The sequence below is a fragment of the Aeromonas sp. S11(2024) genome (assembly GCF_041402345.1).
GTDB lineage: Bacteria > Pseudomonadota > Gammaproteobacteria > Enterobacterales > Aeromonadaceae > Aeromonas > Aeromonas veronii.
Genome location: NZ_JBGLRC010000028.1, coordinates 14,515 through 39,154, shown reverse-complemented (window position 1 = coordinate 39,154; position 24,640 = coordinate 14,515). Strand labels below are relative to the sequence as shown.

Sequence of the window (24,640 nt, the reverse complement as noted above, 5' to 3'; positions counted from 1 at the left end):
ACTTGAAAAAAGCACGGGGCATCCTCATCTTGTCTTCATCGGGTGCCCCAGGCACCGTCCCTGCAACCGGGCTGCTTTCCAATGAAAATCCTCCATACCGCCGACTGGCACCTTGGCCATCAACTCCATGGTCATGACCGCCGTTTTGAACACGATGCCTTTCTCGACTGGCTGAGCGACACCCTCAAGGCGCGCGAGATCGACGCCCTGCTGGTGGCGGGCGATCTGTTTGATACCGCCAATCCCCCCGCCAGCGCCTGGCAACAACTCTACCGTTTTCTGGCCAGACTGCGCGCCGAGATGCCCCGCCTCAACATGGTGCTGATCGGCGGCAACCACGACTCCCCCTCCAAGCTCGATGCCCCCCACGAGCTGCTGCGCGCCTTTGATCTGCATCTGGTGGGCAGCATCAGCCGCGACAGTGAGGGCAAGCTCGAGACCGACCGCCTGCTGGTACCGCTGCAAGACAAGGAGGGCAACATTGCCGCCTGGTGCGCCGCAGTGCCGTTCCTGCGCAGCAGCGACCTGCGGGTGGAACAGCTGGCAGAAGGACAAGACAGGCTGATTGAAGGGGTTCGGCAGGTCTATGCCGAGGTGCTGGCCGAAGGGCGCGCTCGCTGCGGGGAGGCGCTGCCACTGATCGCCATGGGCCATGCCTATCTGGCGGCGGGCCAGCTCTCGGAGCTGTCGGAGCGGCGGGTGCTTGGCGGCAACCAGCACGCCCTGCCTGCCGAACTCTTTGCCGGTGCCGACTACACGGCGCTCGGCCACCTCCATCTGGCCCAGAGCCCGGCCACTGGGGTGCACTACAGCGGCTCGCCGCTGCCGCTATCGCTTGCCGAAGCGAACTACAACCATCAGGTGCTGGAAGTGACCTTTGCGAGGGGGAAACTGGCCGGATTGGAGCGGATCCCGGTGCCCCGCGCGGTGGAGATGATCCGCCTGCCCCAGAGCTCCCTCGACGACGCGCTGAACGCCATCGCATCGCTCGAGCTGCCTGATTGTCCACAAGAGGCACAACCCTTCCTCGAAGTGCGGCTGCTGCTGCCCAAGCCCGAGGCCCGCATCCGCGAGCGGATTCTGGCCGCCATTGCAGACAAACCGGTGCGGTTGGCCCGCATCAGCACCCAGTATCAGGGCTCGGGAGAAGGACTGGCCGATGGTCGCGAGCGGCGCAGGCTCGATGAGCTCTCTCCCACCGAGGTGTTTCGCCTCTGCTATCAGCGCCAGTTTGAAGGGGAGCCCGAGGCCGGGCTGGTTGCCTCGTTTGAAGAGATCCTGGAGCAGGTGAAGGAGTCAAACCAATGAAAATCTTGTCTCTGTCAGGTGAGAATCTGGCCAGTCTGACCGGCCCCTTCACCATCGACTTTACCAGGGGGGCGCTCGGCGCCGCGGGTCTGTTTGCCATCACCGGCAACACCGGCGCGGGCAAGAGCACATTGCTCGACGCCATTTGTCTGGCCCTCTACGACGAGATGCCGCGCTTTATCGCCAATCGCAAGAACGTGGCCGAAGTGGGCCGCATGGATGACGAGGAGAAACTCAAGGCCAACGACGTACGAGGCATCCTCAGTCGCGGCCACGCCAGCGGTTTTGCCGAGGTGCAGTTTCGTGGCTGTGATGGCCGCATCTGGCTGGCCCGCTGGGCGGTGCGCCGGGCGCGAAACCGCTCGGAGGGGCGCTTTCAGGCGCAAGAGCGCACCCTGACCGATGTGGAGTCCGGGCAGGTCTTCTCCGGCAGCAAACGGGAGCTGCAGGATCGCATCGACGAGCTGGTGGGACTCTCCTGGGAGCAGTTCCGCCGCGCGGTGATCCTGCCGCAAGGGGAGTTTGCCGCCTTCCTCAAATCGGACGCCAACGAGCGCTCCGCTCTGCTCGAACGGATGACCGGCACCGAACTCTACTCCGCCATCTCCATCCAGACCTATGAACGGGCACGGGAAGAGCAGCAGAAGCTGGCCACCATTGCCCAGCGCCTCGGCGACGTGGCGCTGATGGACGAGGCCACCCGCGAACAGTGGGTGAGCCAGCAGATAAGCCTCTCCACCACCCTCAAGCACGAGCAGCAGCAACAGCAGCTGATGCAGGACTTGCGCGACCTCAACAGCCGCATTGCCGCCCAGCTGCAGGGCTGCGCCGAGGGACAGGCGGCGCTCGATGCCGCCCTGCAGGCCCACGGCGCCGCGGCCCCCGAGCGCGAGGAGTTCGCTCGTGCCGAACAGGCCCAGGTGGCCCGAGCCGATCACGACGAGCTGGCCCGCCTCACCCTTGAGGTACAGCAGCAGGAGAAGGTGATCGCCGAGCTGGGGCCGGAGCTTGCCAAACTCGAGGAGCAGACCCAGCAGAGCGCGCTGACCGAGCAGCAGCTGCTGGCGGAGAAGATCGCCTCCGAGCGGGAATGGGGTGCCCTGCAACCCGAACTCAAGCGGGCGCAAGAGCTCGATACCCGCATCAGGGAGAAAGTGCAGCAGTTGCAAAAGATCCAGCAGGAGGGGGCGCAGGAGCGAGAAGTGCAGCTCATGCTGGAGCAGGGCTGGCGTGAGCAGAGCCGACAGGTGGAACTGCTCAAGCAGCAGCACCAGCAGTGGGGGCTCTGGCTCGAAGAGCACAAGGAGCTGGCACCGGTTGCCCGCCAGTGGCAACCCCTGCTCACCGCCATGCAGGATTGGGCCGAGGATGCCGACAAGCTGCAGCAACTGCTCACCCTGCGGGATCACAAGCTGCGCGCCCTGCAACAGTTGCAGCGCCAGCTGGAGCAAGGCCAGCAAGAGCGCGACTACTGGCAACATGAACAAGCTCGGCTGCAACAGCAACAGAACGAGCTGCAGGAGCAGCAGTGGGATAGCCGCCTCGCCAAGGCGCAGGAGCAGTGGCAGCAGCAAACCGAACAGCTGGGCCAGCTGCGCCAGCTGCTGGAGCTGGCCGATTACGGCCGCAACCACGGCGAGCAGCATGGCCGCCTGCAGCAGGAGATTGCCCAGCTGGAGCAGGCGCTGGGCAAGCTCGCCACCCTTGGCGAAGAGCTGGCGCCAGCCCGCGAGCGGCTCGCCCTGCAGCGGGATGAGGCGCGCCACGCGCTGGAGCAGTCCCGCGCCATCGCCAGCTTCGAGCAGTATCGCCATATCCTGAGCGATGGCGAACCTTGCCCGCTGTGCGGTTCCGGGGAGCACCCCTACAGCCAGAGCCAGCCCCAGGTGGCCGGCATTCTCGGTCAGCTGGCGGAGCGGGCCCGCAGCCTGGAACTGGAGTGGGAACGGCTCAATCATCAATACATCCAGTGCGAGAGCGAGCGTCAGGAGCTGGCCCGCCAGCTGGCGGTGCGTCAGCAACATCTGCCGGAGCTGGAAGCCCGCGCCGAGCAGCTGACCCAGCGCTGGCAACAGCTGGGGGGCGATACCCTGCTGGGTCATCCGCTGCCGCTGCGCCAGAGCCCCATTGAGTGGAACGAGCTGATGAGCACACTGCTTGGCCGTGGCCAGGCGCTGGAGCAGGGGTTGGCCCAAAGCCAGCAGCTGCTGCGTCAGGCCCAGCTTGGTCAACAACAGCTGCAAGGGGTGCGTCAACAACTGAGCCAACTGGCTGCCCAGCACCAGCAGTTTGACCAGCAGTGGCAAGAGGCCGACCGCCATCGCATCGCACTGGAAGGGGAAATGAAGGGGATGGGCGAGCAAGAGGCGACCCTGCGCCAGCGTCTCGAACAGGGTGCCCACCGCCTCGACGAGCAGATGGGCGGCCAACCGTGGCGCCAGTGGCTCGGCAGCCAGCAGTGGCACGAGTGGCAGCGGACCTGCGAAGCCTGGCTGCACGGCCAGAGCGAGTGGGAGCGGCTGGCCAGCGAGATCGCCAGCCTCACCCCCGCCCTGAGTGCGCAGGAGGCGCGCCTGCAGACCCAGCGCGAACTGCTGCACAAACTCGAGCGGGACTACAAGGAGCACGAGCAGCAGCGGCAGGGGCTGCTCACCAGCCGCAGCGGTTGTCTCGGTGGCGAGGAGATCCCGCTGGTCGAGAGCCGCTGGCAACAGCGGCTGCAACAACTCGCCAGCGAACTGGAGCTGATGCAAAGCGGCGCCCGCGCTCTGCGGGAGCGGCAGACCGAACTCAAGACCCGCCTCACTCATGTGGAGCAGGAAAAGCAGACCAGCAGTCGCCGCAAGCGGGAGGTGCTGGGGCGCTGGGCTGCCCACGCCAGTACTCTCGGCATCGCCGAATACGACCTGCGCCGCCTGCTGGCCATCACCCCCGATGAACTCAAGGCTCGCCGCACCGCCCTGCAAGGGCTGGAAGATGCCCTTGGCGAGGCGCGCACCCGCCTTGCCGAGCGGCAACGGGCGCTGGCACTGGAGGAGAGCAAGCGGGATCGCTATCGCGAGCACCACCCCGAGCTGGCTGCCCTGCCGGATGCAGAGCTGAGCGATCAGCTGGCGGCGCTCGATGCCCGTTGTCGCGCCCTTGAAGAGCAGCTGTTCGAGTGCAAGAGCAAACTGGCACAGGCCGAAGCCGCCGCCCTCAAGGCGGGCAGCCTGCAACAGGAGCTGGCCGCCCAGCAGGCGGTGGCCGACCACTGGCAGCAGCTGTGCGATCTGATCGGGCAAGCCAACGGCGCCAAGTTCCGCACCTTCGCCCAGAGCCTCACCCTCGAGCGTCTGCTGCTGGAGGCCAACGCCCAGCTCGCCGAGCTATCACCGCGCTACCGGCTGGAGCGGGTACCCGGCACCGATCTGGCGCTGCAAGTAGTGGATCTCGACATGGGGGATGAGGTGCGCTCGGTGGACTCCCTCTCCGGTGGCGAGAGTTTTCTGGTGTCGCTGGCGCTGGCGCTGGCCCTCTCCAGCCTCTCGTCACGGCAGACCCAGGTCGAGTCGCTGTTTATTGACGAAGGGTTTGGCACCCTGGATCCGGACAGCCTGGATCTGGCGCTCGCCAGCCTCGACTCCCTCCAAGCCGCCGGTCGCCAGATCGGGGTCATCTCCCACGTCCAGACGCTGGTGGAGCGGATTGGCGTGCAGATCAGGGTCGAAGCTCTCGGCGGCGGCGAGAGCCGGGTAGTGGTTCCCTGAGAGCCTTCGGCTCACCCCCCACACCGTAAATAACAAGACCCCGCCAATTGGCGGGGTCTTGTTGAGAGGCTATCAGCCGAAGCGGTAGGCGCCCATATAGAGGCTGCCGCCATCCCAGCTCTCGTGCAGCCGGGTGGGCGCCACACCATCGGCCGCCCCCAACGCCACAAAGAGCGGGCGCAGGTGGTCATCGTGGGGATGGGACTCCACCGAGCCTGGAGCCTGTTGGCGATAGTCGAGCAGCGCCAGCCGATCCTCGTCGGCCATCTTCTGCTCCAGCCAGTCGACAAACTGGCTGGCCCACTCCGGCACTGGCGAGCCTTCCGGTGCCAGCGCCCGCAGGTTGTGGGTGATGGCGCCAGAGGCGAGGATGCCAATCCCCCGACTACGCAGTGCCCCCAATACCTCTCCCAGTTGCCACAACTGGGCCGGGGTGAAGCTCGCGGGAATGGAGATCTGCACCAGCGGGATCTCGCTGTTTGGGTCGATCAGGGAGAGCGGCGACCAGACCCCGTGATCCAGCTCGCGCCGCACCGGGGTGGCGGTCAGTCCGGCCAGTGCCAGCTGGTCGCTCACCCCTTGTTGCAGCCACTCGGGGCTGCTGGCAGGCCAGCGCATCCGATAGAGTGGCTCGGGAAAACCGTAAAAGTCGTACATCAAGGCCGGTTTGGGCTCGACGTTGATCTGCAGCTCGCGGCTGAACCAGTGGGCGGAGATGACCACCAGCCCCTTGAGCTCACCCAGACGCAGGGTTCGCAGAAAGCGGGTGGCGGGTTGCTCACGCAGCACCAGATCCGGTGCGCCGTGGGAGATAAACCAGACAGGGGCGAGGGACATAAAGCAGACTCCAACACAGTATCAGGGGGCGATACCGGAGGGGATATCGCTGTTGGAATCGATTATCCCCCTGCCATGAAAGGTGGACAATCCAGCAAGATAGATAAGAACTATCAACCAATGGTTGATAATTTCACACTTTCACGACCGGTAAGCAGCAATAGATATCAAGGCTGCGGCGCTTCAGGCAGCTGTCGGGCTACACGAAGCGCCATCCGGGTCGCGGCACTGTGATCCTGCCACTCTCGCCACGCCAATCCCTCGGCGGCCGCCTCCCCTTTCACTGGATGGGAGAAGATCGCCAGCAGACCGGCATTATCAGGCCAGTAGCGAGCTGGCAGCGTCTGAACCAGCAGCAGGGCGGCGCCTAGCAAGAGCAGAGCCCATCCGGTTTCATGGCTGTTTTTCATCCCTGCCTCCTTCACCCGTGCGCCAATGAACTAACATTTTTGCGCAAGCCGGTGACAAGACGGTGACAGCGGACGGGTGGTCATTTTACAACATCTGAACCTCAACCCGGCCAAACAACCACAGATGGCAACATTTGTATCCCTTCAGCCCGAACCTGTGGCCGTATGCTCTAAAATGTGACTCACAGGAAAACGTTATCCCTGAAAAGAAAACGTTATCTGGTCAAAACGTTGTTTCTGGATCATAAAAAGATTCCAAAAACTGGTGTATATTGCTCGGCGGAAATTCCTTAACCATGAAGATTGACATGAAAAAGACCAAAATTGTCTGCACCATCGGTCCGAAGACCGAATCCAAAGAAATGCTGGCCAAAATGCTGGACGCCGGCATGAACGTCATGCGCCTGAACTTCTCCCACGGTGACTACGCCGAGCACGGCAGCCGCATCAGCAACCTGCGCGCTGTAATGGCCGAGACCGGCAAGCACGCAGCTATCCTGCTGGACACCAAGGGTCCGGAAATCCGTACCATGAAGCTGGAAGGCGGCAACGACGTCGCGCTGGTCGCGGGCCAGACTTTCACCTTCACCACCGACCAGACTGTGGTTGGCAACAAAGACAAAGTGGCTGTGACCTATGCAGGTTTCGCCAACGATCTGCGCGTCGGCAACCGCATTCTGGTTGATGACGGCCTGATCGGTCTGGACGTTATCGAAATCACCGAGCGCGAAGTTATCTGTAAAGTGCTGAACAACGGTGACCTGGGCGAGAACAAGGGCGTTAACCTGCCGGGCGTCTCCATCAAGCTGCCGGCCCTGGCCGAGAAAGACAAGCGCGACCTGATCTTCGGTTGCGAGCAAGGCGTTGATTTCGTTGCTGCTTCCTTCATCCGCAAGAAAGAAGACGTTCTGGAAATCCGTGAGCACCTGAAAGCCCACGGTGGCGAGAACATCCAGATCATCTCCAAGATCGAAAACCAGGAAGGTCTGGACAACTTCGACGAGATCCTTGCTGTTTCCGACGGCATCATGGTTGCTCGTGGCGACATGGGTGTAGAGATCCCGGTTGAAGAAGTTATCTTCGCCCAGAAGATGATCATCGCCAAGTGCAACAAAGCCCGCAAAGTGGTTATCACTGCCACCCAGATGCTGGACTCCATGATCAAGAACCCGCGTCCGACCCGCGCCGAAGCTGGTGACGTGGCCAACGCCATCCTGGACGGTACCGACGCAGTGATGCTGTCCGGTGAGTCCGCCAAGGGTAAGTACCCGCTGGAAGCCGTGACCATCATGGCCACCATCTGCGAGCGTACCGATGCCGTGATGCCGTCCAACCTGTCTGCTGCCAACGACAGCAACAAGCTGCGCATCACCGAAGCCGTATGTAAAGGCGCCGTAGAGACCTCCGAGAAGCTGGACGCCCCGCTGATCGTGGTCGCTACCGAAGGCGGCAAATCTGCCAAGGCCATTCGCAAGTACTTCCCGAAAGCCTGGATCCTGGCTATCACCACCAACAAGAAAACTGCTGCCCAGCTGGTTCTGACCAAGGGTGTGGTTGCTCACGTGGTTGACAGCATCGCCTCTACCGACGATTTCTATCGCATCGGTAAAGAAGCCGCACTGGAAATCGGCATGGGTCTGAAAGGTGACGTGGTTGTGATGGTCTCCGGTGCTCTGGTACCGAGCGGCACAACCAACACCGCTTCTGTTCACGTTCTTTAATCAGAGCTGAACGAGTTGAAAACGGCGCCTGCGGGCGCCGTTTTTTTTGTCCTTCCCCCCTGCTTACCTGACAAGCCCGGTGTTAGAATCCACGCGAATTTAATCTATGCGGGAAATCTCCCGAATATCGCGTAATAACCCGGAAGTTATATGCCCTCAATACGTTTTAAAAGAGTCTCGGCCACCCTGTTGCCGCTGCTCTGTCTCCTCGCCAGCCTCTGCGTGCCGCAAGCCATGGCGCAAGATGTCCCCTCTCGCAACGCAGTTCAGCGAGCGCTGGATGGTCTGGGTAAATCAGAGACCCTGACCGTCAGTCAGCAAGCGGATCAGAAGTTGCTGACCGAAACCCTCGGACTGCTCGACAGCATCGACAAGGAAGAGGCAAAGGCCAAGACCCAGGCCCAGCGGATCCGCAACCTGCCCACCGAACTCAGAGAGATCAGCGCCAAACTCGATGCCCTGACCAAGGGCAAGAGTGCCGAGCAGATCAAGAGCGAATACGCCAGCATGAGTCTGGCAGAGCTCGACAGCCGTCAGCCGGAAGTGCTGGCCAACATGCAGGCGGCCCAGGAGGCCCTCGGCGCCATCGGCAGCCAGCTCACCAGCTTGCAGACCCTGCCGGAGCGGGCCCAGGCCAGCATGAGCCGCGCCTACCAGCGCAGTCAGGAGATCCGTACCCGCCTCAACGCAGGTGAAAGCGTCTCCAGCGCCGAGAAGATGAAGCTCGGTGCCGAGCTGGCCCTGCTCGACCTGCAACTGGCCCACCTGCAAAAGGAGCTGGATAACCGAACCAGCATGCAGGATCTGGCGATCAAGCAGCGCGACTACCAGAGTGCCCGTCTCGCCAGCGAAGAGCAGAAACTGCAGCTGTTGCAGGATCAGAGTAGCGCCAAGCGCCTCGGCGACACCGAAAAAACCGCCGAGCAGACCGGTGAACTGGTGGCGACCGAAGACAGCCCGCTGGTGCAAAAAGAGCAGGAGCTCAACCACCAGCTCAGCCAGCAGCTGATCGGTGCCACCACCAGCCTCAACTCGCTGGTACAGAAAAACCTGCAAGCCAAGAGCTGGCTGGAGCGCGGCATCCAGACCGAGCGCAACCTCAATGAACAGGTGCAGATGCTCAAGGGCAATCTGCTGCTGTCACGCATCCTCTATCAGCTCTACCAGCAGCTGGAAGCGGCGCCCACCATCGCCGTCAAAAACCTGGAAGAGCAGATCGCCGACCTGCATCTGGCCCAGTTTGAACTGAGCCAGCAGCGTGACCAGCTGTTCCAGAAGAACCTCTATCTGGACAATCTGATCGCCGGCAGCAAGGATCCGGTCAGCGAGGAGGACAAGGAGAGCCTTGCCAAGCTGCTCGACACCCGCATCAATCTGCTCGATCAGCTCAACCGCCAACTCGACAGCCAGCTCACCAACGCCATCAGCCTGCAGCTGACCCAGCAGCAGCTGGCGCGGGTCTATGCCTCTATCGAATTTACCCTGCAGCAACACATCTTCTGGGTAAGCAGCAACAAGCCCATCGACAGCAAGTGGTTTATCAGCTGGCCCGCCCAGGCCTACAAACAGGCCTCCGACTGGGTATTGAAACCGGACTGGAAACGCTGGCGCGAAGAGTTGCTGGGGATCTCCCTGCTCGCCTTCCCGCTGCTGCTGATCGGCGGCCTGCTGGTCTGGAAACGTCCGGCGCTGGTTGAGCGCGAGAAGAAGATCACCAAGGACCTTGGCCGTTTCCGTCAGGACAGCCAGTGGCACACCCCACGCGCCCTGCTCTATACCGTGCTGCAACGCCTGCCGGGCAGCATGTTCATTCTGGCTGGCGGTCTGCTGCTGACCTACTGCGGTCTGCTCAGTCCCAAGCTGATGTTCCAGATCACCCTGAACCTCGCCCTCGGCTATCTGGTGTTCAGCGTCTATCTGGCGGTGATGCGCCCGGGCGGCATCGCCGAAACCCACTTCCGGATCCCGAAAGCGGAGCTGCAGGCCAAGCGCAACAGCATGCGCTACATCTGGTTGCCACTGCTGCCGCTCATCATGCTCGCAACCAAGGCGGTGGTTGAACCCTCCACCCTGGGCAACGACGTGATCGGCCAAGCCATGACCCTGACCCTGCTGGGGCTGGCCGCCTATCTGGTGTTCCCCATCTCCCGCGCCCGCATCAAGGGCGAGGCGAGCATGCAGAAGTCGCTGATCGCCATCGCCCTGGCGCTGGCACCGGTGGCGCTGATTGTGCTGGCGGTGCTCGGTTACTACTACACCGCGCTGAAGCTGACCGGTCGCCTGATCGAATCCTTCTACCTCATCATCATCTGGAGCCTGGTCTACCGCACCGCCCTGCGTGGCCTGGAGCTGGCTGCCCGTCGTCTGGCCTACCGCCGTGCGGTGGCCAAGCGTGAGCACAAATCTTCGGAAGATGCGGAAGGTGGCGAGTCCATCGAAGAGCAGCCCATGGATCTGGAGGATGTCAGCCAGCAGTCCCTGCGTCTGACCCGTACCGTGCTGATGCTGATCTTCGGCGTCGCCTTCTACTGGCTCTGGTCCGATCTGGTCGCGGTATTCTCCTACCTCGACAGCATGGTGCTGTGGCACCGTAGTGAAGGCACCGGCGCCAACGCCGTGCTCTTCCCCATCAGCCTCAGTGACGTGCTGATCGGCTTCCTGCTGCTCGGCGGTGCCTGGTCACTGGCGCGCAACCTGCCGGGCTTGCTGGAGGTGCTGGTGCTCTCCAAGCTCAATCTGGCTCAGGGGACCGCCTACGCCATCACCACCATGCTCAACTACGTGCTGATCGGCTTTGGCTCCCTCACCGCTCTCTCCATGATGGGCGTGCAGTGGGACAAGCTGCAGTGGGTAGCGGGTGGTCTGTCAGTCGGTATCGGTTTCGGCATGAAGGAGATCCTCTCCAACTTCGTCTCCGGCATCATCATCCTGTTCGAGCGTCCGGTGCGGATCGGTGACACCGTCACCATCGGCTCCTTCTCCGGTACCGTCTCGCGGATCCGCATTCGCGCCACCACCCTGACCGACTTCGACCGCAAAGAGGTGATCATCCCCAACCAGCAACTGATGACAGAACGGCTCATCAACTGGTCGCTGAGTGACACCGTCACCCGGGTGATCGTACGGGTGGGCGTGGCGTACGGCTCAGATCTGGAACTGACCCGCACCCTGCTCAAGCAAGCGGCCGATGAAAACAGCCGGGTGCTGAAAGACCCGGCTCCCATCGTCTACTTCCTCACCTTTGGCGCCAGCACTCTGGATCACGAGCTGCGCTTCTTCGTGAGCGAACTGGGGGATCGCAACCCGGCGGTGGACGAGTTGAACCGCAAGATCGACCAGCTGTTCCGCGAGAACGGCATCGAGATCGCCTTCAACCAAATGGATGTCTACATCAAGAACATGCAGGGCGAAGAGCAGAAGGTGGAGTCCAACTCCGCCGCCCTGCCGCCGCCCGCGGAAGATGGCAAGCAGCCAGCCTAATAGCGAACTGCACGGTTCTGATGGCCACAGCCGCTCACCCAGGTGAGCGGCTTTTTTATGCCCAGTTGATGAAGATAGAGACTGTTATCCAATGCCAGCATGGCTGGCCGCCGCACAACAGGCAGCCATCGCACTTGATAAAACATAAAGAGAAATAAAAGCATAAAAACAATAACTTAAGTCACCAAGCCACTGGCTGCGTGGAGCAAACCTATGCCCTTCTCCCCTCACCGCGCCCCCCATACCGCGCTCGCTCCGGCTCCCGGACTTTTATAACTTTTTTTAATTTTATTTGAGTGTCCTCTTCATCCTGACCATTTCAAAGTAGCGCCATTCCAGCGCCGGGCACTGTGACCACCACTCGGCTGACACCGACTTGCTCATTTGATAATTGAAAGGATCCGAGAGATGAAACACTCCTTGATGGTAATGGGGTTGGCCGCCTGTCTGGCATTGAGCGGCTGCCAGAATATGGACACCAAGAAAGTCCTGATTGGTGCAGCTGCGCTAGGTGCCATCGGCGCCGCTGGCTATTACGCCGGGAAAAAGCACAGCGATAACAAACACGAGCATGATGGTCAGCATAACGATAGCGATGACCAGCATATGGCCACCAGCAAGATGCCCCGCTACTGCTCGGGGGAAGCGGCCAGCAAATTCCATGTCTCCCCGCGCGATATCACCACCGAGTCGGCAGAAGAGAGTGGCCACAGATACAAGGTCTATGGCCAGTACGAGACCGACGATGATGCGGTCGACTTTACCTGCACCTTCAATCACGACGGTCGCTTCCTCTCGGTCGTTCGCAGCTGATTGAGCATCGGGTACAGCCAATTCACCCCATACAGGACACACAAGATGAAACAGCAACGCAGCATGATCGCCAGCCTCATTGCGCTGGCCTTGCTTGGCCTCGCGCCATGCGCCGGTGCCACCAGTGGCCACTCCGGGGTGGATCTGGCCAGCATGGATAACAGCGTGCGCGCGGCGGACGATCTGTTTCGCCACGTCAACGGCAACTGGCTGGCCCAGACCCAAATACCGGATGACCTGCCGGGACAGACCATCGGCAATCTGCTGGCGGACAAGTCGCTGGAGGATCGCAAGGTGTTGCTGGAGGAGCTGCTCAAGCGCCCGCAACAAGCCGGAACCCCTCGCCAGCAGATAGCCGACCTCTACGCCAGCTATCTGGATCAGGGCGGACGGGATGCCAAAGGGCTGACCCCCATTCAGCCGCTGCGCGACGAGATCATGGCCATCCATGATGGCGCCTCGCTGGCCACCTACTTTGCCCGGGTTAACAAGCTGGGCGGCGGCGCTCCCTTTGGTATCGGGTTCATGGCCGACAAGAAGCAGCCTGACAGCTACGGGATCTACCTGCAGCAATCCGGCCTCGGTCTGCCGGATCGGGACTACTACCTGAAAGCAGATACCGCCAGCAAGGCTCTGCGGGCCAGTTACGAGCAGTTCATTACCGCCCTGCTCAACCATGCCGGCGTCGAGGGGGCAAGCAAACAGGCCCATAGCATTCTGGCGCTGGAGACCCGCCTCGCCAGCCTGCAGTGGGACAGAGTCAAGCTGCGGGATGACAACCTCACCTACAACAAACTGCCCATCGCTCGCCTCAGTCAGTTGCTGCCCACCCTGGATTGGCAACGCTACCTGACAGAGGCCGGTATCGCCGGGGAAACGGAGACCATCGTCAGTGAGCCGGACTATCTGGAGAAGCTGGCCGCAGTGATGCAGGAGACCAGCATCGCGCAGTGGCAATCCTACTGCCTGTTCCATCTGCTACGCACATATGCGCCCTATCTCGACAGCCAGAGCAATGCCCTGCACTTCGCGTTCTACGGTACGACACTGAGCGGCATCCCCCGGCAGCGGGAGCCCTGGAAGCAGGCCATGGAGGTGCTGGACGACTATCTGGGTCAGGCGGTGGGCAAACTCTACGTGGAGCGCTACTTCCCGGCCGAAGCCAAGGCACAGATGGCGACCATGGTACGCAATCTGATCGCCGCCTATCGCCAGGAGATCGGTGGGCTCGACTGGATGTCTGCCCCGACCAAACAGCAGGCGCTGGCGAAACTGGAGCAGGTACGGGTCAAGATCGGCTATCCGGACCAGTGGCAGGATTACAGCGCAATCGAGATCCGTCCCGATGATCTGGTCGGCAATGCCCAGCGCGCGGCCACGGTGCGTTACAACGAGCACCTTGCCCGCCTCCATCAACCGGTGGATCGGGAGGAGTGGTTCGACAATCCGCAGACGGTGAACGCCTACTACAGCCCGAACAACAACGAGATCGTCTTCCCGGCAGCCATACTGCAACCGCCCTACTTCGATCTGAAGGCGGATGATGCGGTCAACTATGGCGCCATCGGCGCGGTCATTGGTCACGAGCTGAGCCATGGTTTCGATGATCAGGGGGCCAAATTCGATGGCAACGGTGCCTTGCACAACTGGTGGGCTCCGGCCGATCTCAAGGAGTTCACCGCCCGAGCACAAAAACTGGCGAAACAGTACGACCGTTTCGAGCCCATCAAGGGGGAGCATGTCAACGGCCAGCTGACCCTTGGCGAAAACATCGGCGATCTCGGCGGCTTGACCATCGCCCACAAGGCGTACCAGCTCGCCCTGGGCAACCGCCTGCCAGCGGTGCTCGATGGCTTCACTGCCGAGCAGCGTTTCTTTATCGGCTGGGCGCAGGTGTGGAAAGGAAAGTACCGGCCCGAGCTCGCAGCCGTTCTGCTCAAGACAGATCCCCACTCACCGCTGGAGTACCGGGTCAACGGCGTCGTCGCGAATATGCCGGCCTTCTATCGCGCCTTTGCCATCAAGCCGGGAGACAAGCTCTATCTGCCACCTTCCGAGCGTGTGAAGATTTGGTGACCACCAGCAGGGGCCCTGGCCCGAAAAGCTCCAGCAGATGGACCACCTCCACCTGAGCTGAAGATGACCGACACAGGGAGTGTCTGTTTTACCCTGTCTGGTTTTTCCCGACCCACATGTGCCTGACCATGTGGGTTTTTTTGACCCTTTGCCCCGCAGCTTCTCCTCAGCCTGCCCAGCTTTCACCCGATACGGCCACGGCACACAACCCCGCCATTTTCTCGCCTTTGCCTTTGGCTGAAAAACCGGCGGCGGAACCGCTATAAATCGGTTTACCACCAAACAGGTCTGACCTATGGTAAAGCATGTAAAAGATGCATCGTGGAGCCGCTTTTCCTATGAATGACCGAGAACTGCAACAGATCCTGTTTCGCTCCTTCGATGTTATCCCGCTGCCTATTCTGGTGTCAGAATCCATTGCCCGTCACGATGGCTGCTCACCCGACATGATCCCGCAGCGGCGCCACCGCTTCCTGAATAAAGCCTTCATTGAGCAGCTGGGCTACAACCTTGACGATCTGCCGGACATGGCTTCCTGGTTTCAGGTCGCCTACCCGGATGAAGGGTATCGCCGCACCATCATCGACTCCTGGCACTCCCAGGTGGAACAGAGCTTGTCGCAAGGGCTAGAGGTTGCCGAGATGCCTGCGCTGATCCGCTGCAAGAGCGGTCAGTCGCGCTGGTTTATCGTCACTGCCCAGCTGGGAGCCGATGCCATCCCGGATGGCCATATCGTCACCTTTCGCGATATCCACGACCTGCAGTGCATGGTGGAAGAGGTGAGCCGCCTCTCCTGCACCGATCCGCTCACCGAACTGACCAACCGGCGTGGCGCCCAGCAACAGTTGCAGGCCCTTTGGTTGCAGGGTGAGCCCCTCTCGGTGGTGTTGGGAGATATCGACCATTTCAAGCAAGTCAATGACCGCTATGGCCACCCTGCGGGCGATGCCGCGCTCTGCGCCGTCGCCCACGCCATGGCGGGCCAGCTGTTGCCGGGGGAGAGTCTGGCCCGTTGGGGCGGGGAGGAGTTCCTGCTGATCCTGCCTAGTTGCGATATTGAACAGGCAGCACGGCGCGCCGAGCAGCTGCGCCAGCATGTCAGTACCACCCGCTTGCCATGGCAGGGGAAGCAGCTATCGCTCACCATCAGTCTGGGGTGTGCCAGCATGAAGGGGCAGGAGAGCATCGACTATCTGCTGATGATGGCCGACCGGGCACTTTATCAGGCCAAGGATCAGGGCCGTAACCGGGTTGTCATCTCAACGGAATAGAGTGGTAACCAGAACGGAAAGCTGACTCGCAGCCATAAAAAAACCGAAGCACAAGGCTTCGGTTTTTTACTGCGCAACTGGCGTGAGCCAGCCGGGCATTACTTCTTGATACGGATAACCGGGGTCTCGCCCACAGTCACAGCACCAGTCATTTTGATCAGCTCTTTGATCTCGTCCATGTTGGAGATGACAACCGGAGTCAGGGTAGACTTGGCTTTCGCCTCCAGAACGGCCAGATCGAACTCGATGATGGTGTCGCCGCGCTTGACCTGTTGACCTTCCTGAGCGATACGCTTGAAGCCTTCGCCTTTCAGTTCAACGGTGTCGATACCGAAGTGAACGAACAGCTCGATACCGGAGTCGGATTCCAGAGAGAATGCGTGGTTGGTCTCGAAAATCTTGCCGATGGTACCATCGCACGGCGCAACCATCTTGTTGCCAGCCGGCTTGATGGCGATACCGTCACCAACGATCTTCTCGGCGAAGACAACGTCAGGCACATCTTCGATCGGCACGATTTCGCCAGACAGCGGAGCAAAAATTTCGATGCCGCCGGTGTCAGAGCTATCGTCGGAAACCAGTTTCTTCAGTTTATCAAACAGACCCATATAAAGCTCCTAGAGATGATTTGTCGCTGTTTGCAGCCGATCTTAGCAGACTGCTTTCTGCTTAATAAAGTTATCTACGCATGCTTCGATTTCAGCGGCGGTGGCAAAGCTCAGTGCTTGATCAGCCATTGCCTTCACATCTTCGAAGTTGGTGTTGCGGATAAGCTTCTTGATACGCGGTACAGAGATGGCGCTCATGGAGAACTCATCCAGACCCATACCCAGCAGCAGCAGGGTAGCGCGCTCGTCACCAGCCAGTTCACCACACATACCGGTCCACTTGCCTTCGGCGTGGGACGCATCGATAACCATCTTGATCAAGGTCAGGACGGAGGGTGACAGCGGGTTGTACATGGCGGAGATCATCTCGTTACCACGATCGACAGCCAGAGTGTACTGGGTCAGGTCGTTGGTACCGATACTGAAGAAATCCACTTCCTTGGCAAGATGATGAGCCATCACGGCAGCGGCCGGGGTCTCGATCATGATACCCACTTCGATGGATTCATCAAAGGCTTTGCCTTCGGCACGCAGTTCGGCTTTCAGCGTCTCTACGGTGGCTTTCAGGCTACGGAACTCTTCGACAGAGATGATCATCGGGAACATGATGCGCAGTTTGCCGAAGGCAGAGGCGCGCAGAATGGCCCGCAGCTGAGCGTGCATGATGTCTTCGCGGTCGAAGAAAATACGCACGGCACGCCAGCCCAGGAAGGGGTTCATCTCTTTCGGGAAATTCATGTAGGGCAGCTCTTTGTCGCCGCCAATGTCCATGGTACGCACGATGATCGGCTGATCCGGCATCGCTTCGGCCACTTCTTTGTAGGCTTTGAACTGCTCTTCTTCGGTCGGCAGCGCGTCACGATCCATGAACAGGAACTCGGTACGGTACAGACCCACGCCTTCGGCGCCATTGCGGATGGCACCTTCGGTATCCTTGACGGTACCGATGTTGGCGCACACTTCGACCTGGTGACCATCCAGAGTGATGGCAGGCAGATCTTTCAGCTTGGCCAGCTCATCTTTCTCGGCCTGGAACTGAGCCTGGAACTTCTTGGCTTCGGTCAGCTGTTCAGCGGTCGGATTGATGATGATCTGGTTGTTGATCGCATCCAGCACCAGCATGTCACCGTTCTTGACGCGCTCGGTGATGTCGTTGGTGCCTACCACGGCCGGCAGCTCCAGGGAGCGGGCCATGATGGAGGTGTGAGAGGTACGGCCACCGATGTCGGTGACGAAACCCAGCACATATTTCAGGTTGATTTGAGCGGTTTCAGACGGGGTCAGGTCTTTGGCGACCAGGATCACCTCTTCGTCGATGGTGCTCAGGTTGACAACGGCGATGCCCAGTACGTTCTTGACCAGACGGGTACCGATGTCACGGAAGTCGGTAGCGCGTTCGCGCAGATAAGGGTCATCCAGCTCGGCCATCATCTTGGCGTACTGTTCGATCACCTCATAGATGGCTTTGTCAGCGGAAGCCTTGTTCTCTTTGATGAAGGATTTGATATCCCCTTCCAGCTCCTCATCTTCGAGCAGCATGATGTGGCCTTCGAAGATGGCCTCTTTTTCCTCACCGAAGGTGCGACCGGCCATCTCTTTGATGGCTTCCAGCTGGGTAGCTGACTTGGTACGAGCTTCGAGGAAACGGTTGATCTCGGCATCAATCTGGTCAGCAGAGATTTTGCCCTGATTGATAACGATTTCATCTTCTTTAAGAAGAAGCGCCTTACCGAATGCGATACCGGGGGACGCAAGAATGCCAGATATCATAATCCTTCCTATTAAAACGACTGTGGGGGAGGAATCTAAAGCTGGATTACTCCAGCTCGTCCATCAGGGCAACCAGCTTCTCAACAGCTTGCTGAGCATCCGGGCCGTCAGCCTGGATAGTTACGTTGGTACCCTTGGTCAGGCCCAGGGTCTGCAGCTTGAACAGGCTCTTGGCGCTGGCGGACTTGCCACCGGAGACCACAGTGATCTCGCTTTGGAATTCTTTGGCTTCTTTCACGAACTGAGCTGCCGGACGGGTGTGCAGGCCGTTTTCAGCAGTAATAACAACAGACTTCTCGTACATGGTTTCACCCCATATTATTGATATTTTTTGGTGGATTGGTCGTTTTTGAAGCAACCTGACCCACCGTGTCAGTATGGATATGTTGTAAAGTAACGAAAGCAGACCCGCAATGGTTTAATCCAGGTCAAGTTTCTGTGCAGTAATCGGCGCGCTGGTTGGCAATTTTCAGTTATTGGGCTACAAGCCGCATCAGGACTGGCCTGAAATTATTTTATAACGAAAAATAACACTTTGTTACTTTGTGATACCCAGCCAGCAAACACCGCGTGACGCCGCACAGGATATGAGATTTAGAGCGGAATGTCTGCTTTTTTTCTCACTCCGGAACTTGTTATTTTACCCCAAAAAATAAGGATCAAGTGACACTAACAGGGGTTGAGTCTAGCCCATAAAGAAGCGGCGCTCCTGGGAGCGCCGCTGTTTTGAAAGATTCCGATCAGTTACTGCTGCAGTTCCTGCTCGCTGAACACCCCGGCAAACAGGGCGCTGGAGAGGTAACGCTCCGCCGCACTCGGCAGGATGACCACAATGGTTTTGCCCGCAAATTCCGGCAGCTCGGCCAGACGGCTGGCAGCCACCACCGCAGCACCGGAGCTGATACCGGCCAGGATCCCCTCCTCCTCCATCAGGCGGCGAGCCATCTCGATGGCTTCATCGCTGGTCACTTTCTCCACCCGATCGATGAGGGAGAGATCCAGGTTGCCCGGGATAAAGCCGGCGCCGATCCCCTGGATCTTGTGGGGGCCCGGTTTGATCTCTTCCCCGGCCAGCTTCTGGCTGATGACCGGCGACTCGGCAGGTTCGACCGCAACAGAGACCACCGCCTTGCCTTTAGTCTGCTTCAGATAGCGGGAGACCCCGGTAATGGTGCCGCCGGTACCGACCCCGGCCACGAACACATCCACTTCGCCGTCAGTGGCATCCCAAATCTCGGGGCCGGTGGTCTTTTCGTGGATCTCCGGGTTGGCCGGGTTTTCAAACTGTTGCAGCAACACATACTTGCCCGGCTCGGATTCGAGGATCTCGTTGGCCTTGGCAATGGCCCCTTTCATTCCAAGCGGTCCTTCGGTCAGCACCAGATTGGCACCGAGCGCCTTGAGCAGCTTGCGGCGCTCCAGACTCATGGTTGCCGGCATGGTCAGGGTAATGGGATAGCCGCGAGCAGCCGCAACAAATGCCAGAGCAATACCCGTGTTGCCGCTGGTGGGCTCGATGATCTCCTTACCCTTGGTCAGGATGCCACGCTTCTCGGCATCCCAGATCAGGTTGGCGCCGATCCGGCACTTGACGCTGAAGCTGGGGTTGCGGCTCTCGATCTTGGCCAGCACGCGGCCTTTGGTAACACGGTTGAGACGAACCAGCGGGGTGTGACCGATAGTCTGGCTGTTGTCCTCAAAAATTTTGCTCATGGTGCTATCCCTGTGTTTGTTACGACGATGAAACAAGATTACCCTGTGGTTTCTGAATGAGAAGTGACTATTCGTTATAACCATATGGTATTACAACATATAGAGCTTATTCTCTCTGGCCCCTGACTCTGGGCGCCAATCGTCAAAGGAACCGACGTTATGGGATTTTCAGGAAGCAGCCAGTATCTCGCCTCCGATGCATTGAAGATGGCGGTCAATGCCGCCATCACCCTCGAAAAACCGCTGCTGATCAAAGGGGAGCCGGGCACCGGCAAGACGGTGCTGGCGGAAGCGGTCGCCGACCATCTTGGCACAGACCTCATTGCCTGGCATATCAAGTCCACCACCAAGGCCCAACAGGGACTCTACGAATATGATGCGGTGGCCCGGCTGCGCGACTCCCAGCTCGGCGACCCCAGAGTGGCCGATATCAGTCACTACATTCGTAAAGGCAAGTTGTGGCAGGCTTTTAGCGCCGAGCAGCGACCTGTGCTGCTGATCGACGAGATCGACAAGGCCGACATCGAATTCCCCAACGATCTGCTGCTGGAGCTGGACCGGATGGAGTTCGACGTCTACGAGACCGGCGAGCGAGTCAAGGCGCGCCAGCGGCCGGTGGTCATCATCACCTCCAACAACGAAAAAGAGCTGCCGGACGCCTTCCTGCGCCGCTGTTTCTTCCACTACATCCGCTTCCCCGACAAGGCCGAGATGCAGGCCATCGTCAAACTCCACTACCCCGACCTCAAGGAAAGCCTGCTTGGCGAGGCGATGGATCTCTTCTTCGAGCTGCGCGAGGTAGAGGGACTGCGCAAGAAACCCTCCACCTCGGAGCTGCTGGACTGGATCCGCCTGCTGCTGGCCGACGATATCGCCCCCGAGGCGATGCGTGCCCGCGAGCCCGGCAAGCTGGTGCCAGCCCTCTACGGCGCCCTGCTCAAGACCGAGCAGGATTTGCATCTCTTCGAGAAGCTCGCCTTTTTGGCCCGGCGCGGCAGCTGACCCATGCTGATCGACTTTTTTACCCACCTGCGCCGCCACAAGCTCCCCTGCAGCCTGCGTGAGCTGCTGGACTTGCACGCCGCACTGGCAGCCCGGCTGGTCGCTGTCGATATGGAGGAGTTCTACCAACTCTCCCGCTGCCTGCTGGTAAAAGACGAGGCCCACTACGATCGCTTCGATCGCGCCTTCGCCGAATACTACGAAGGGCTGGACGCCATCCCCCTGCTGCCGGAGAGCCTGCCCGAGGAGTGGCTGCGCAAGGAGTTCGAACGGCTGTTGAGCCCAGAGGAGAAGGCGCTGCTCAAATCCCTCGGCGGACTCGACAAGCTGCTGGAAACCCTTAATCAGCGGCTGAACGAGCAGAAAGAACGCCACGCCGGCGGCAACAAGTGGGTGGGAACCGGTGGCAGCAGCCCGTTTGGCCACGGCGGTTTTCACCCCGAGGGGGTGCGCATGGGTGGAGAGGGGCAGCACGGCAAGGCGGCCAAGGTGTGGGAGGCCCGTCACTATCGCAACTTCAGCGACGACTCACCGCTCGGCCAGCGCGCCATCCAGCTGGCACTGCGCAAACTCAGGCGTTGGGTGCGCAGAGGCAATCCCGACGAGCTGGATCTCGACGACACCATAAAAAGTTCGGCCCGCCAAGGCTGGCTCGATGTGAAGCTGCGGCCCGAGCGCCACAACGGGGTCAAGCTGTTGGTCTTTTTCGATGTGGGAGGCTCCATGGATGCCCACGTTGCCGAGGTGCAGCGTCTCTTCTCTGCGTTGCGCCACGAGTTCAAGCATCTGGAGTACTTCTATTTTCACAACTGCCTCTACGACTTCGTCTGGAAGGATAACAAGCGTCGCTTTGAGGAGCGGTTCGATACCCTGCGGCTGCTGCGCACCTACGGCAGCGACTACCGGGTGATCCTGGTGGGGGATGCCACCATGGGCCCCTACGAGATCACCTGGCCGGGCGGCAGTGTCGAGCAGTGGAACGAGGAGTCGGGTCAGGTGTGGCTCACCCGCTTGCAGCAGCACTTCCCCAAACTGGTGTGGATCAATCCCACCCCGCGGCGGGAGTGGCTCTGGCATCCCTCCATCAAACTGATGAATGACGTGGTTGGCGGACGGATGCATCCGCTGACCCTGGCGAGTCTCGCTGCAGCGATCGACCAGCTGTAACCCTCTCTACCCTATAAACCGACAAGCCGGGAACGCACCCGGCGAGGAGCAAAGATGACCTCTATCGTGATCAGTGGCTCAGGCCTCTATACCCCACCCTTTGCCGTCAGCAATGAAGAGCTGGTGGCCGCCTTCAACCAGTATGTGGATCTCTACAACGAGGAGAACGCCTCCGCCATCGATGCCGGCCAGCTCCCCGCCAAGCAGCACTCCAGCTGCGAGTTCATCGAGAAGGCCTCCGGCATCAAGAGTCGTTATCTGGTGAGCCGCGAGGGGGTGCTCAACCCAGACATCATGCAACCGCTGCTGGCGGAGCGGCCCGACGAGATGCCCTCCATCATGGTGGAGATGGCTGTGGCTGCCGCCGAGCAGGCACTGATCGCCGCCGGTCGCGAGCCGGGAGAGATCGATCTGGTGATCGTCGCCGCCTCCAACATGCCGCGCCCCTACCCGGCGCTGGCCATCGAGCTGCAGCACTATCTGGGGGCGAGCGGCATGGCCTTTGATATGAACGTGGCCTGCTCGTCCGCCACCTTCGGCATCAAGACAGCCGCCGACATGCTGGCGGCAGGCACCGCCAACGTGGCGCTGGTGGTCAATCCGGAGATCTGCTCGGGGCATCTCAATTTTCGCGATCGGGATAGTCACTTTATCTTCGGCGATGCCTGCACCGCGGTGCTGCTGGAGCGGGAGACTGATTGCAAGGCGGCCAATCCGTGGCAACTGGTAGCCAGCAAGCTGGTGACCCAGTACTCCAACAACATCCGCAACAACTTCGGCTTTCTGAACCGGCTGAGCCCGCGTACCCGCTACGGCGACGACAAGTTGTTTCGCCAGCAGGGACGCAAGGTGTTCAAGGAGGTGTTGCCGCTGGTGTGCGACCAGATAGCCAACCAGCTCGATGAGCAGGGCTGGCCCGCCGAGAGCCTGAACCGGCTCTGGCTCCATCAGGCTAACCTCACCATGAACCAGTTCATCGGTCGCAAGCTGCTGGGCCACGATGCCAGCCAGCAGGAGGCGCCGGTCATTCTTGATAGCTATGGTAATACCAGCTCGGCGGGTTCCATCATCGCGTTTCATCTGTACAATCGCGACCTTCCTGCGGGGGCCCGCGGCGTACTGTGCTCCTTTGGCGCTGGCTACTCCATCGGTAGCCTGCTGCTGCGGCGCCTGTAATGGCGGGCCTCCCGCCGACATAACAATAACCAGCAACATGGGTGGGAATATGCAGAGGATCACGGGGCGCTGCGCCCTGCACTACGGGGTAACCCTGTCACTATTTTGTCTCTATGGCTGGCAGGTTTGCCCGTTTCTCGAGAGTCTCACCCTGCCCCAGTTGCTGGGGCCGACCCTGGTGACGTTCGCCATCATGTTCGCCGTGCGCAATTGGCTGCTCTCAAGGCGGCCCCTGCCGCGCAACGGGCTGGACGGGTTTGGACTGGAGGTCGGTTTCTACCTGCTGGGAGCACTGCTGCTCTCTGGTTACAACGCCCTGGCCCACGACTTCCCGCTGGAGAGTCACCTCAAGGTACTGCTGGGGATGACTACCCTCGGCTTTCTGGTGGCGGCCGATCTGACTCTGGAGCGGGACTTGCATCGGGCCAGAGCACGGCAAGCCGAGCAGATCTTGGCGCTGAGCCACCCGCTGGCCATGCCGCTGCCACGCAAGTTCACCCTCTTTACCCTGGCGACCCTCACCCTGCTGGGGGGCGTCTTCTTCTTGCTGTTCAACAAGGATCTGGAGTGGCTGGTGACGGTGGAGCGCAGCCTGCCGAGGGTCGATGCCCAGCACTACATCCTCTGGGAGATCGCCTTCGTAATGACGGTGACCTTCTGCTATCTCGCCCTCATTATTCACGGTTATGGTCGCAATCTCGGCCTATCCCTGCGCCAGCAGACCCGCACAATGGCCAGAGTACAGTGTGGTGACTTCGACGCCCGGGTGCCGGTCACCCGGGATGACGAGTTCGGCCTTATCGCCGCCAGCACCAATCAGATGATCGGTGAGCTGAAATCCCGCAGCGACGAGCTCAACCTGACCCGCGACGTGGCCATCCTTGGCCTCGCCTCGCTGGCGGAGACCCGGGACAACGAGACCGGCGCCCATATCATCCGCACCCAGCACTATGTGAAGGCGCTGGCGCAATACCTCAGTCGCAGCGACTGGGATCGCTATCCGCTCGATGACGCCACCATCGATCTGCTGTTCAAATCGGCCCCGCTGCACGATGTGGGCAAGGTGGGCATTCCCGATGCCATCCTGCTCAAACCGGGCAAGCTGACCGACGAGGAGTTCGCCATCATGAAGCGCCACCCGCAGATCGGCGCCGATGCGCTGGCGAGTGCCGAGGCGCAGCTGGGCTCCAACTCCTTCTTGCGACTGGCCCGGGAGATCTCCCTCACCCACCACGAGAAGTGGGATGGCAGCGGCTATCCGGCAGGGCTGGCGGGTGAGGCGATTCCCCTCTCCGGGCGTTTGATGGCGGTAGCGGATGTCTACGATGCCCTCATCTCGAAACGGGTCTACAAACCTGCTTTCAGCCATGAGGAAGCGAAGGAAATCATCGTGAAGGGGAGCGGCAGCCATTTTGATCCCGGCATCGTCGCGGCGTTTCTCGCCTGTGAGGCGCAGTTCAGGGAGATTGCCGCGCAGTTTCAGGATCACCACTGAGCAAGTTCATCCCGACCAGCTTACCCTGATGGCTGACAGGGCAA

Annotated in this window: 17 protein-coding genes; 11 read left to right on the top strand and 6 right to left on the bottom strand. The window is 60.4% G+C overall.

What is annotated here, in order from left to right; translation table 11 throughout:
- Positions 1-81: 81 nt before the first annotated feature.
- Together ACB040_RS17715 and ACB040_RS17710 are read left to right on the top strand one after the other, a co-directional pair.
- Positions 82-1,308, top strand: coding sequence for an exonuclease SbcCD subunit D C-terminal domain-containing protein (locus tag ACB040_RS17715; protein ID WP_371155827.1), 1,227 nt, complete (start codon positions 82-84; stop codon positions 1,306-1,308).
- Positions 1,305-5,057 carry an AAA family ATPase gene (locus tag ACB040_RS17710; RefSeq protein WP_371155825.1) on the top strand — a complete coding sequence of 1,251 codons (3,753 nt, stop codon included), beginning with the start codon at positions 1,305-1,307 and terminating at the stop codon, positions 5,055-5,057. The genes ACB040_RS17715 and ACB040_RS17710 overlap by 4 nt, the downstream gene beginning before the upstream one ends.
- A 72-nt stretch (positions 5,058-5,129) precedes the next feature.
- Here ACB040_RS17710 and ACB040_RS17705 read toward each other — a convergent pair whose 3' ends face one another.
- Positions 5,130-5,894, bottom strand: coding sequence for a class III extradiol ring-cleavage dioxygenase (locus ACB040_RS17705; protein WP_371155823.1), 765 nt, complete (start codon positions 5,892-5,894; stop codon positions 5,130-5,132).
- A gap of 167 nt (positions 5,895-6,061) precedes the next feature.
- Positions 6,062-6,304, bottom strand: a complete 243-nt coding sequence (locus ACB040_RS17700; RefSeq protein ID WP_021230511.1) for a hypothetical protein — start codon at positions 6,302-6,304, stop codon at positions 6,062-6,064.
- 308 nt (positions 6,305-6,612) lie between these two features.
- Here ACB040_RS17700 and pykF point away from each other — a divergent pair, with 308 nt between their 5' ends.
- The 5 genes from pykF (at position 6,613) to ACB040_RS17675 (ending at position 15,665) form a co-directional block, all read left to right on the top strand.
- Positions 6,613-8,025, top strand: coding sequence for a pyruvate kinase PykF (gene pykF / locus ACB040_RS17695; RefSeq protein WP_031227651.1), 1,413 nt, complete (start codon positions 6,613-6,615; stop codon positions 8,023-8,025).
- A 150-nt stretch (positions 8,026-8,175) separates the two neighbouring features.
- Positions 8,176-11,505, top strand: coding sequence for a mechanosensitive channel MscK (gene mscK, locus ACB040_RS17690; protein ID WP_005359039.1), 3,330 nt, complete (start codon positions 8,176-8,178; stop codon positions 11,503-11,505).
- A 408-nt stretch (positions 11,506-11,913) separates the two neighbouring features.
- Positions 11,914-12,318, top strand: coding sequence for a hypothetical protein (locus tag ACB040_RS17685; RefSeq protein ID WP_088869853.1), 405 nt, complete (start codon positions 11,914-11,916; stop codon positions 12,316-12,318).
- Between the two features lie 45 nt (positions 12,319-12,363).
- The gene (locus tag ACB040_RS17680; protein ID WP_371155820.1) at positions 12,364-14,394 is read left to right on the top strand and encodes a M13 family metallopeptidase; all 2,031 of its coding nucleotides are present in this window, start codon (positions 12,364-12,366) and stop codon (positions 14,392-14,394) included.
- 338 nt (positions 14,395-14,732) lie between these two features.
- On the top strand, positions 14,733-15,665 hold the full coding sequence (locus ACB040_RS17675; protein ID WP_302245350.1) for a GGDEF domain-containing protein: 933 nt from the start codon (positions 14,733-14,735) through the stop codon (positions 15,663-15,665).
- Positions 15,666-15,763: 98 nt separating this feature from the next.
- Here ACB040_RS17675 and crr read toward each other — a convergent pair whose 3' ends face one another.
- From crr to cysK, 4 genes are all read right to left on the bottom strand, one after another.
- Positions 15,764-16,273: a PTS glucose transporter subunit IIA gene (crr, locus tag ACB040_RS17670; protein WP_005338264.1), complete on the bottom strand. Its 510-nt coding sequence runs from the start codon at positions 16,271-16,273 to the stop codon at positions 15,764-15,766.
- Between the two features lie 42 nt (positions 16,274-16,315).
- Positions 16,316-18,043 (bottom strand): phosphoenolpyruvate-protein phosphotransferase PtsI, encoded by a 1,728-nt coding sequence (gene ptsI, locus ACB040_RS17665; RefSeq protein ID WP_019446785.1) that lies wholly within the window; start codon positions 18,041-18,043, stop codon positions 16,316-16,318.
- Positions 18,044-18,089: 46 nt separating this feature from the next.
- On the bottom strand, positions 18,090-18,347 hold the full coding sequence (locus tag ACB040_RS17660; protein ID WP_005338266.1) for an HPr family phosphocarrier protein: 258 nt from the start codon (positions 18,345-18,347) through the stop codon (positions 18,090-18,092).
- A 440-nt stretch (positions 18,348-18,787) separates the two neighbouring features.
- Complete coding sequence (gene cysK, locus ACB040_RS17655) at positions 18,788-19,756, bottom strand: cysteine synthase A (RefSeq protein ID WP_005338267.1); 969 nt, start codon at positions 19,754-19,756, stop codon at positions 18,788-18,790.
- Positions 19,757-19,915: 159 nt separating this feature from the next.
- On the opposite strand from cysK, the gene ACB040_RS17650 reads away from it, so the two are divergent.
- From ACB040_RS17650 to ACB040_RS17635, 4 genes are read left to right on the top strand one after another with little or no spacing between them, the layout of a single operon-like run.
- Positions 19,916-20,758, top strand: a complete 843-nt coding sequence (locus tag ACB040_RS17650) for a MoxR family ATPase (protein WP_013723987.1) — start codon at positions 19,916-19,918, stop codon at positions 20,756-20,758.
- Between the two features lie 3 nt (positions 20,759-20,761).
- On the top strand, positions 20,762-21,925 hold the full coding sequence (locus tag ACB040_RS17645) for a VWA domain-containing protein (protein ID WP_371155815.1): 1,164 nt from the start codon (positions 20,762-20,764) through the stop codon (positions 21,923-21,925).
- A gap of 54 nt (positions 21,926-21,979) precedes the next feature.
- The gene (locus tag ACB040_RS17640; protein ID WP_005338274.1) at positions 21,980-23,101 is read left to right on the top strand and encodes a beta-ketoacyl-ACP synthase III; all 1,122 of its coding nucleotides are present in this window, start codon (positions 21,980-21,982) and stop codon (positions 23,099-23,101) included.
- Positions 23,102-23,150: 49 nt separating this feature from the next.
- Positions 23,151-24,596: an HD domain-containing phosphohydrolase gene (locus ACB040_RS17635; protein WP_371155813.1), complete on the top strand. Its 1,446-nt coding sequence runs from the start codon at positions 23,151-23,153 to the stop codon at positions 24,594-24,596.
- Positions 24,597-24,640 lie beyond the last annotated feature (44 nt).

Excerpts from the sequence above, each read along its gene's own strand:
- pykF (WP_031227651.1), top strand. The coding sequence starts at position 6,613 with ATGAAAAAGACCAAAATTGTCTGCACCATCGGTCCGAAGACCGAATCC.
- ACB040_RS17660 (WP_005338266.1), bottom strand. The coding sequence starts at position 18,347 with ATGTACGAGAAGTCTGTTGTTATTACTGCTGAAAACGGCCTGCACACC.
- mscK (WP_005359039.1), top strand. The coding sequence starts at position 8,176 with ATGCCCTCAATACGTTTTAAAAGAGTCTCGGCCACCCTGTTGCCGCTG.
- ACB040_RS17650 (WP_013723987.1), top strand. The coding sequence starts at position 19,916 with ATGGGATTTTCAGGAAGCAGCCAGTATCTCGCCTCCGATGCATTGAAG.
- ACB040_RS17700 (WP_021230511.1), bottom strand. The coding sequence starts at position 6,304 with ATGAAAAACAGCCATGAAACCGGATGGGCTCTGCTCTTGCTAGGCGCC.
- crr (WP_005338264.1), bottom strand. The coding sequence starts at position 16,273 with ATGGGTCTGTTTGATAAACTGAAGAAACTGGTTTCCGACGATAGCTCT.
- ACB040_RS17685 (WP_088869853.1), top strand. The coding sequence starts at position 11,914 with ATGAAACACTCCTTGATGGTAATGGGGTTGGCCGCCTGTCTGGCATTG.
- ACB040_RS17705 (WP_371155823.1), bottom strand. The coding sequence starts at position 5,894 with ATGTCCCTCGCCCCTGTCTGGTTTATCTCCCACGGCGCACCGGATCTG.
- ACB040_RS17645 (WP_371155815.1), top strand. The coding sequence starts at position 20,762 with ATGCTGATCGACTTTTTTACCCACCTGCGCCGCCACAAGCTCCCCTGC.
- ptsI (WP_019446785.1), bottom strand. The coding sequence starts at position 18,043 with ATGATATCTGGCATTCTTGCGTCCCCCGGTATCGCATTCGGTAAGGCG.
- cysK (WP_005338267.1), bottom strand. The coding sequence starts at position 19,756 with ATGAGCAAAATTTTTGAGGACAACAGCCAGACTATCGGTCACACCCCG.
- ACB040_RS17680 (WP_371155820.1), top strand. The coding sequence starts at position 12,364 with ATGAAACAGCAACGCAGCATGATCGCCAGCCTCATTGCGCTGGCCTTG.
- ACB040_RS17675 (WP_302245350.1), top strand. The coding sequence starts at position 14,733 with ATGAATGACCGAGAACTGCAACAGATCCTGTTTCGCTCCTTCGATGTT.
- ACB040_RS17715 (WP_371155827.1), top strand. The coding sequence starts at position 82 with ATGAAAATCCTCCATACCGCCGACTGGCACCTTGGCCATCAACTCCAT.
- ACB040_RS17640 (WP_005338274.1), top strand. The coding sequence starts at position 21,980 with ATGACCTCTATCGTGATCAGTGGCTCAGGCCTCTATACCCCACCCTTT.
- ACB040_RS17710 (WP_371155825.1), top strand. The coding sequence starts at position 1,305 with ATGAAAATCTTGTCTCTGTCAGGTGAGAATCTGGCCAGTCTGACCGGC.
- ACB040_RS17635 (WP_371155813.1), top strand. The coding sequence starts at position 23,151 with ATGCAGAGGATCACGGGGCGCTGCGCCCTGCACTACGGGGTAACCCTG.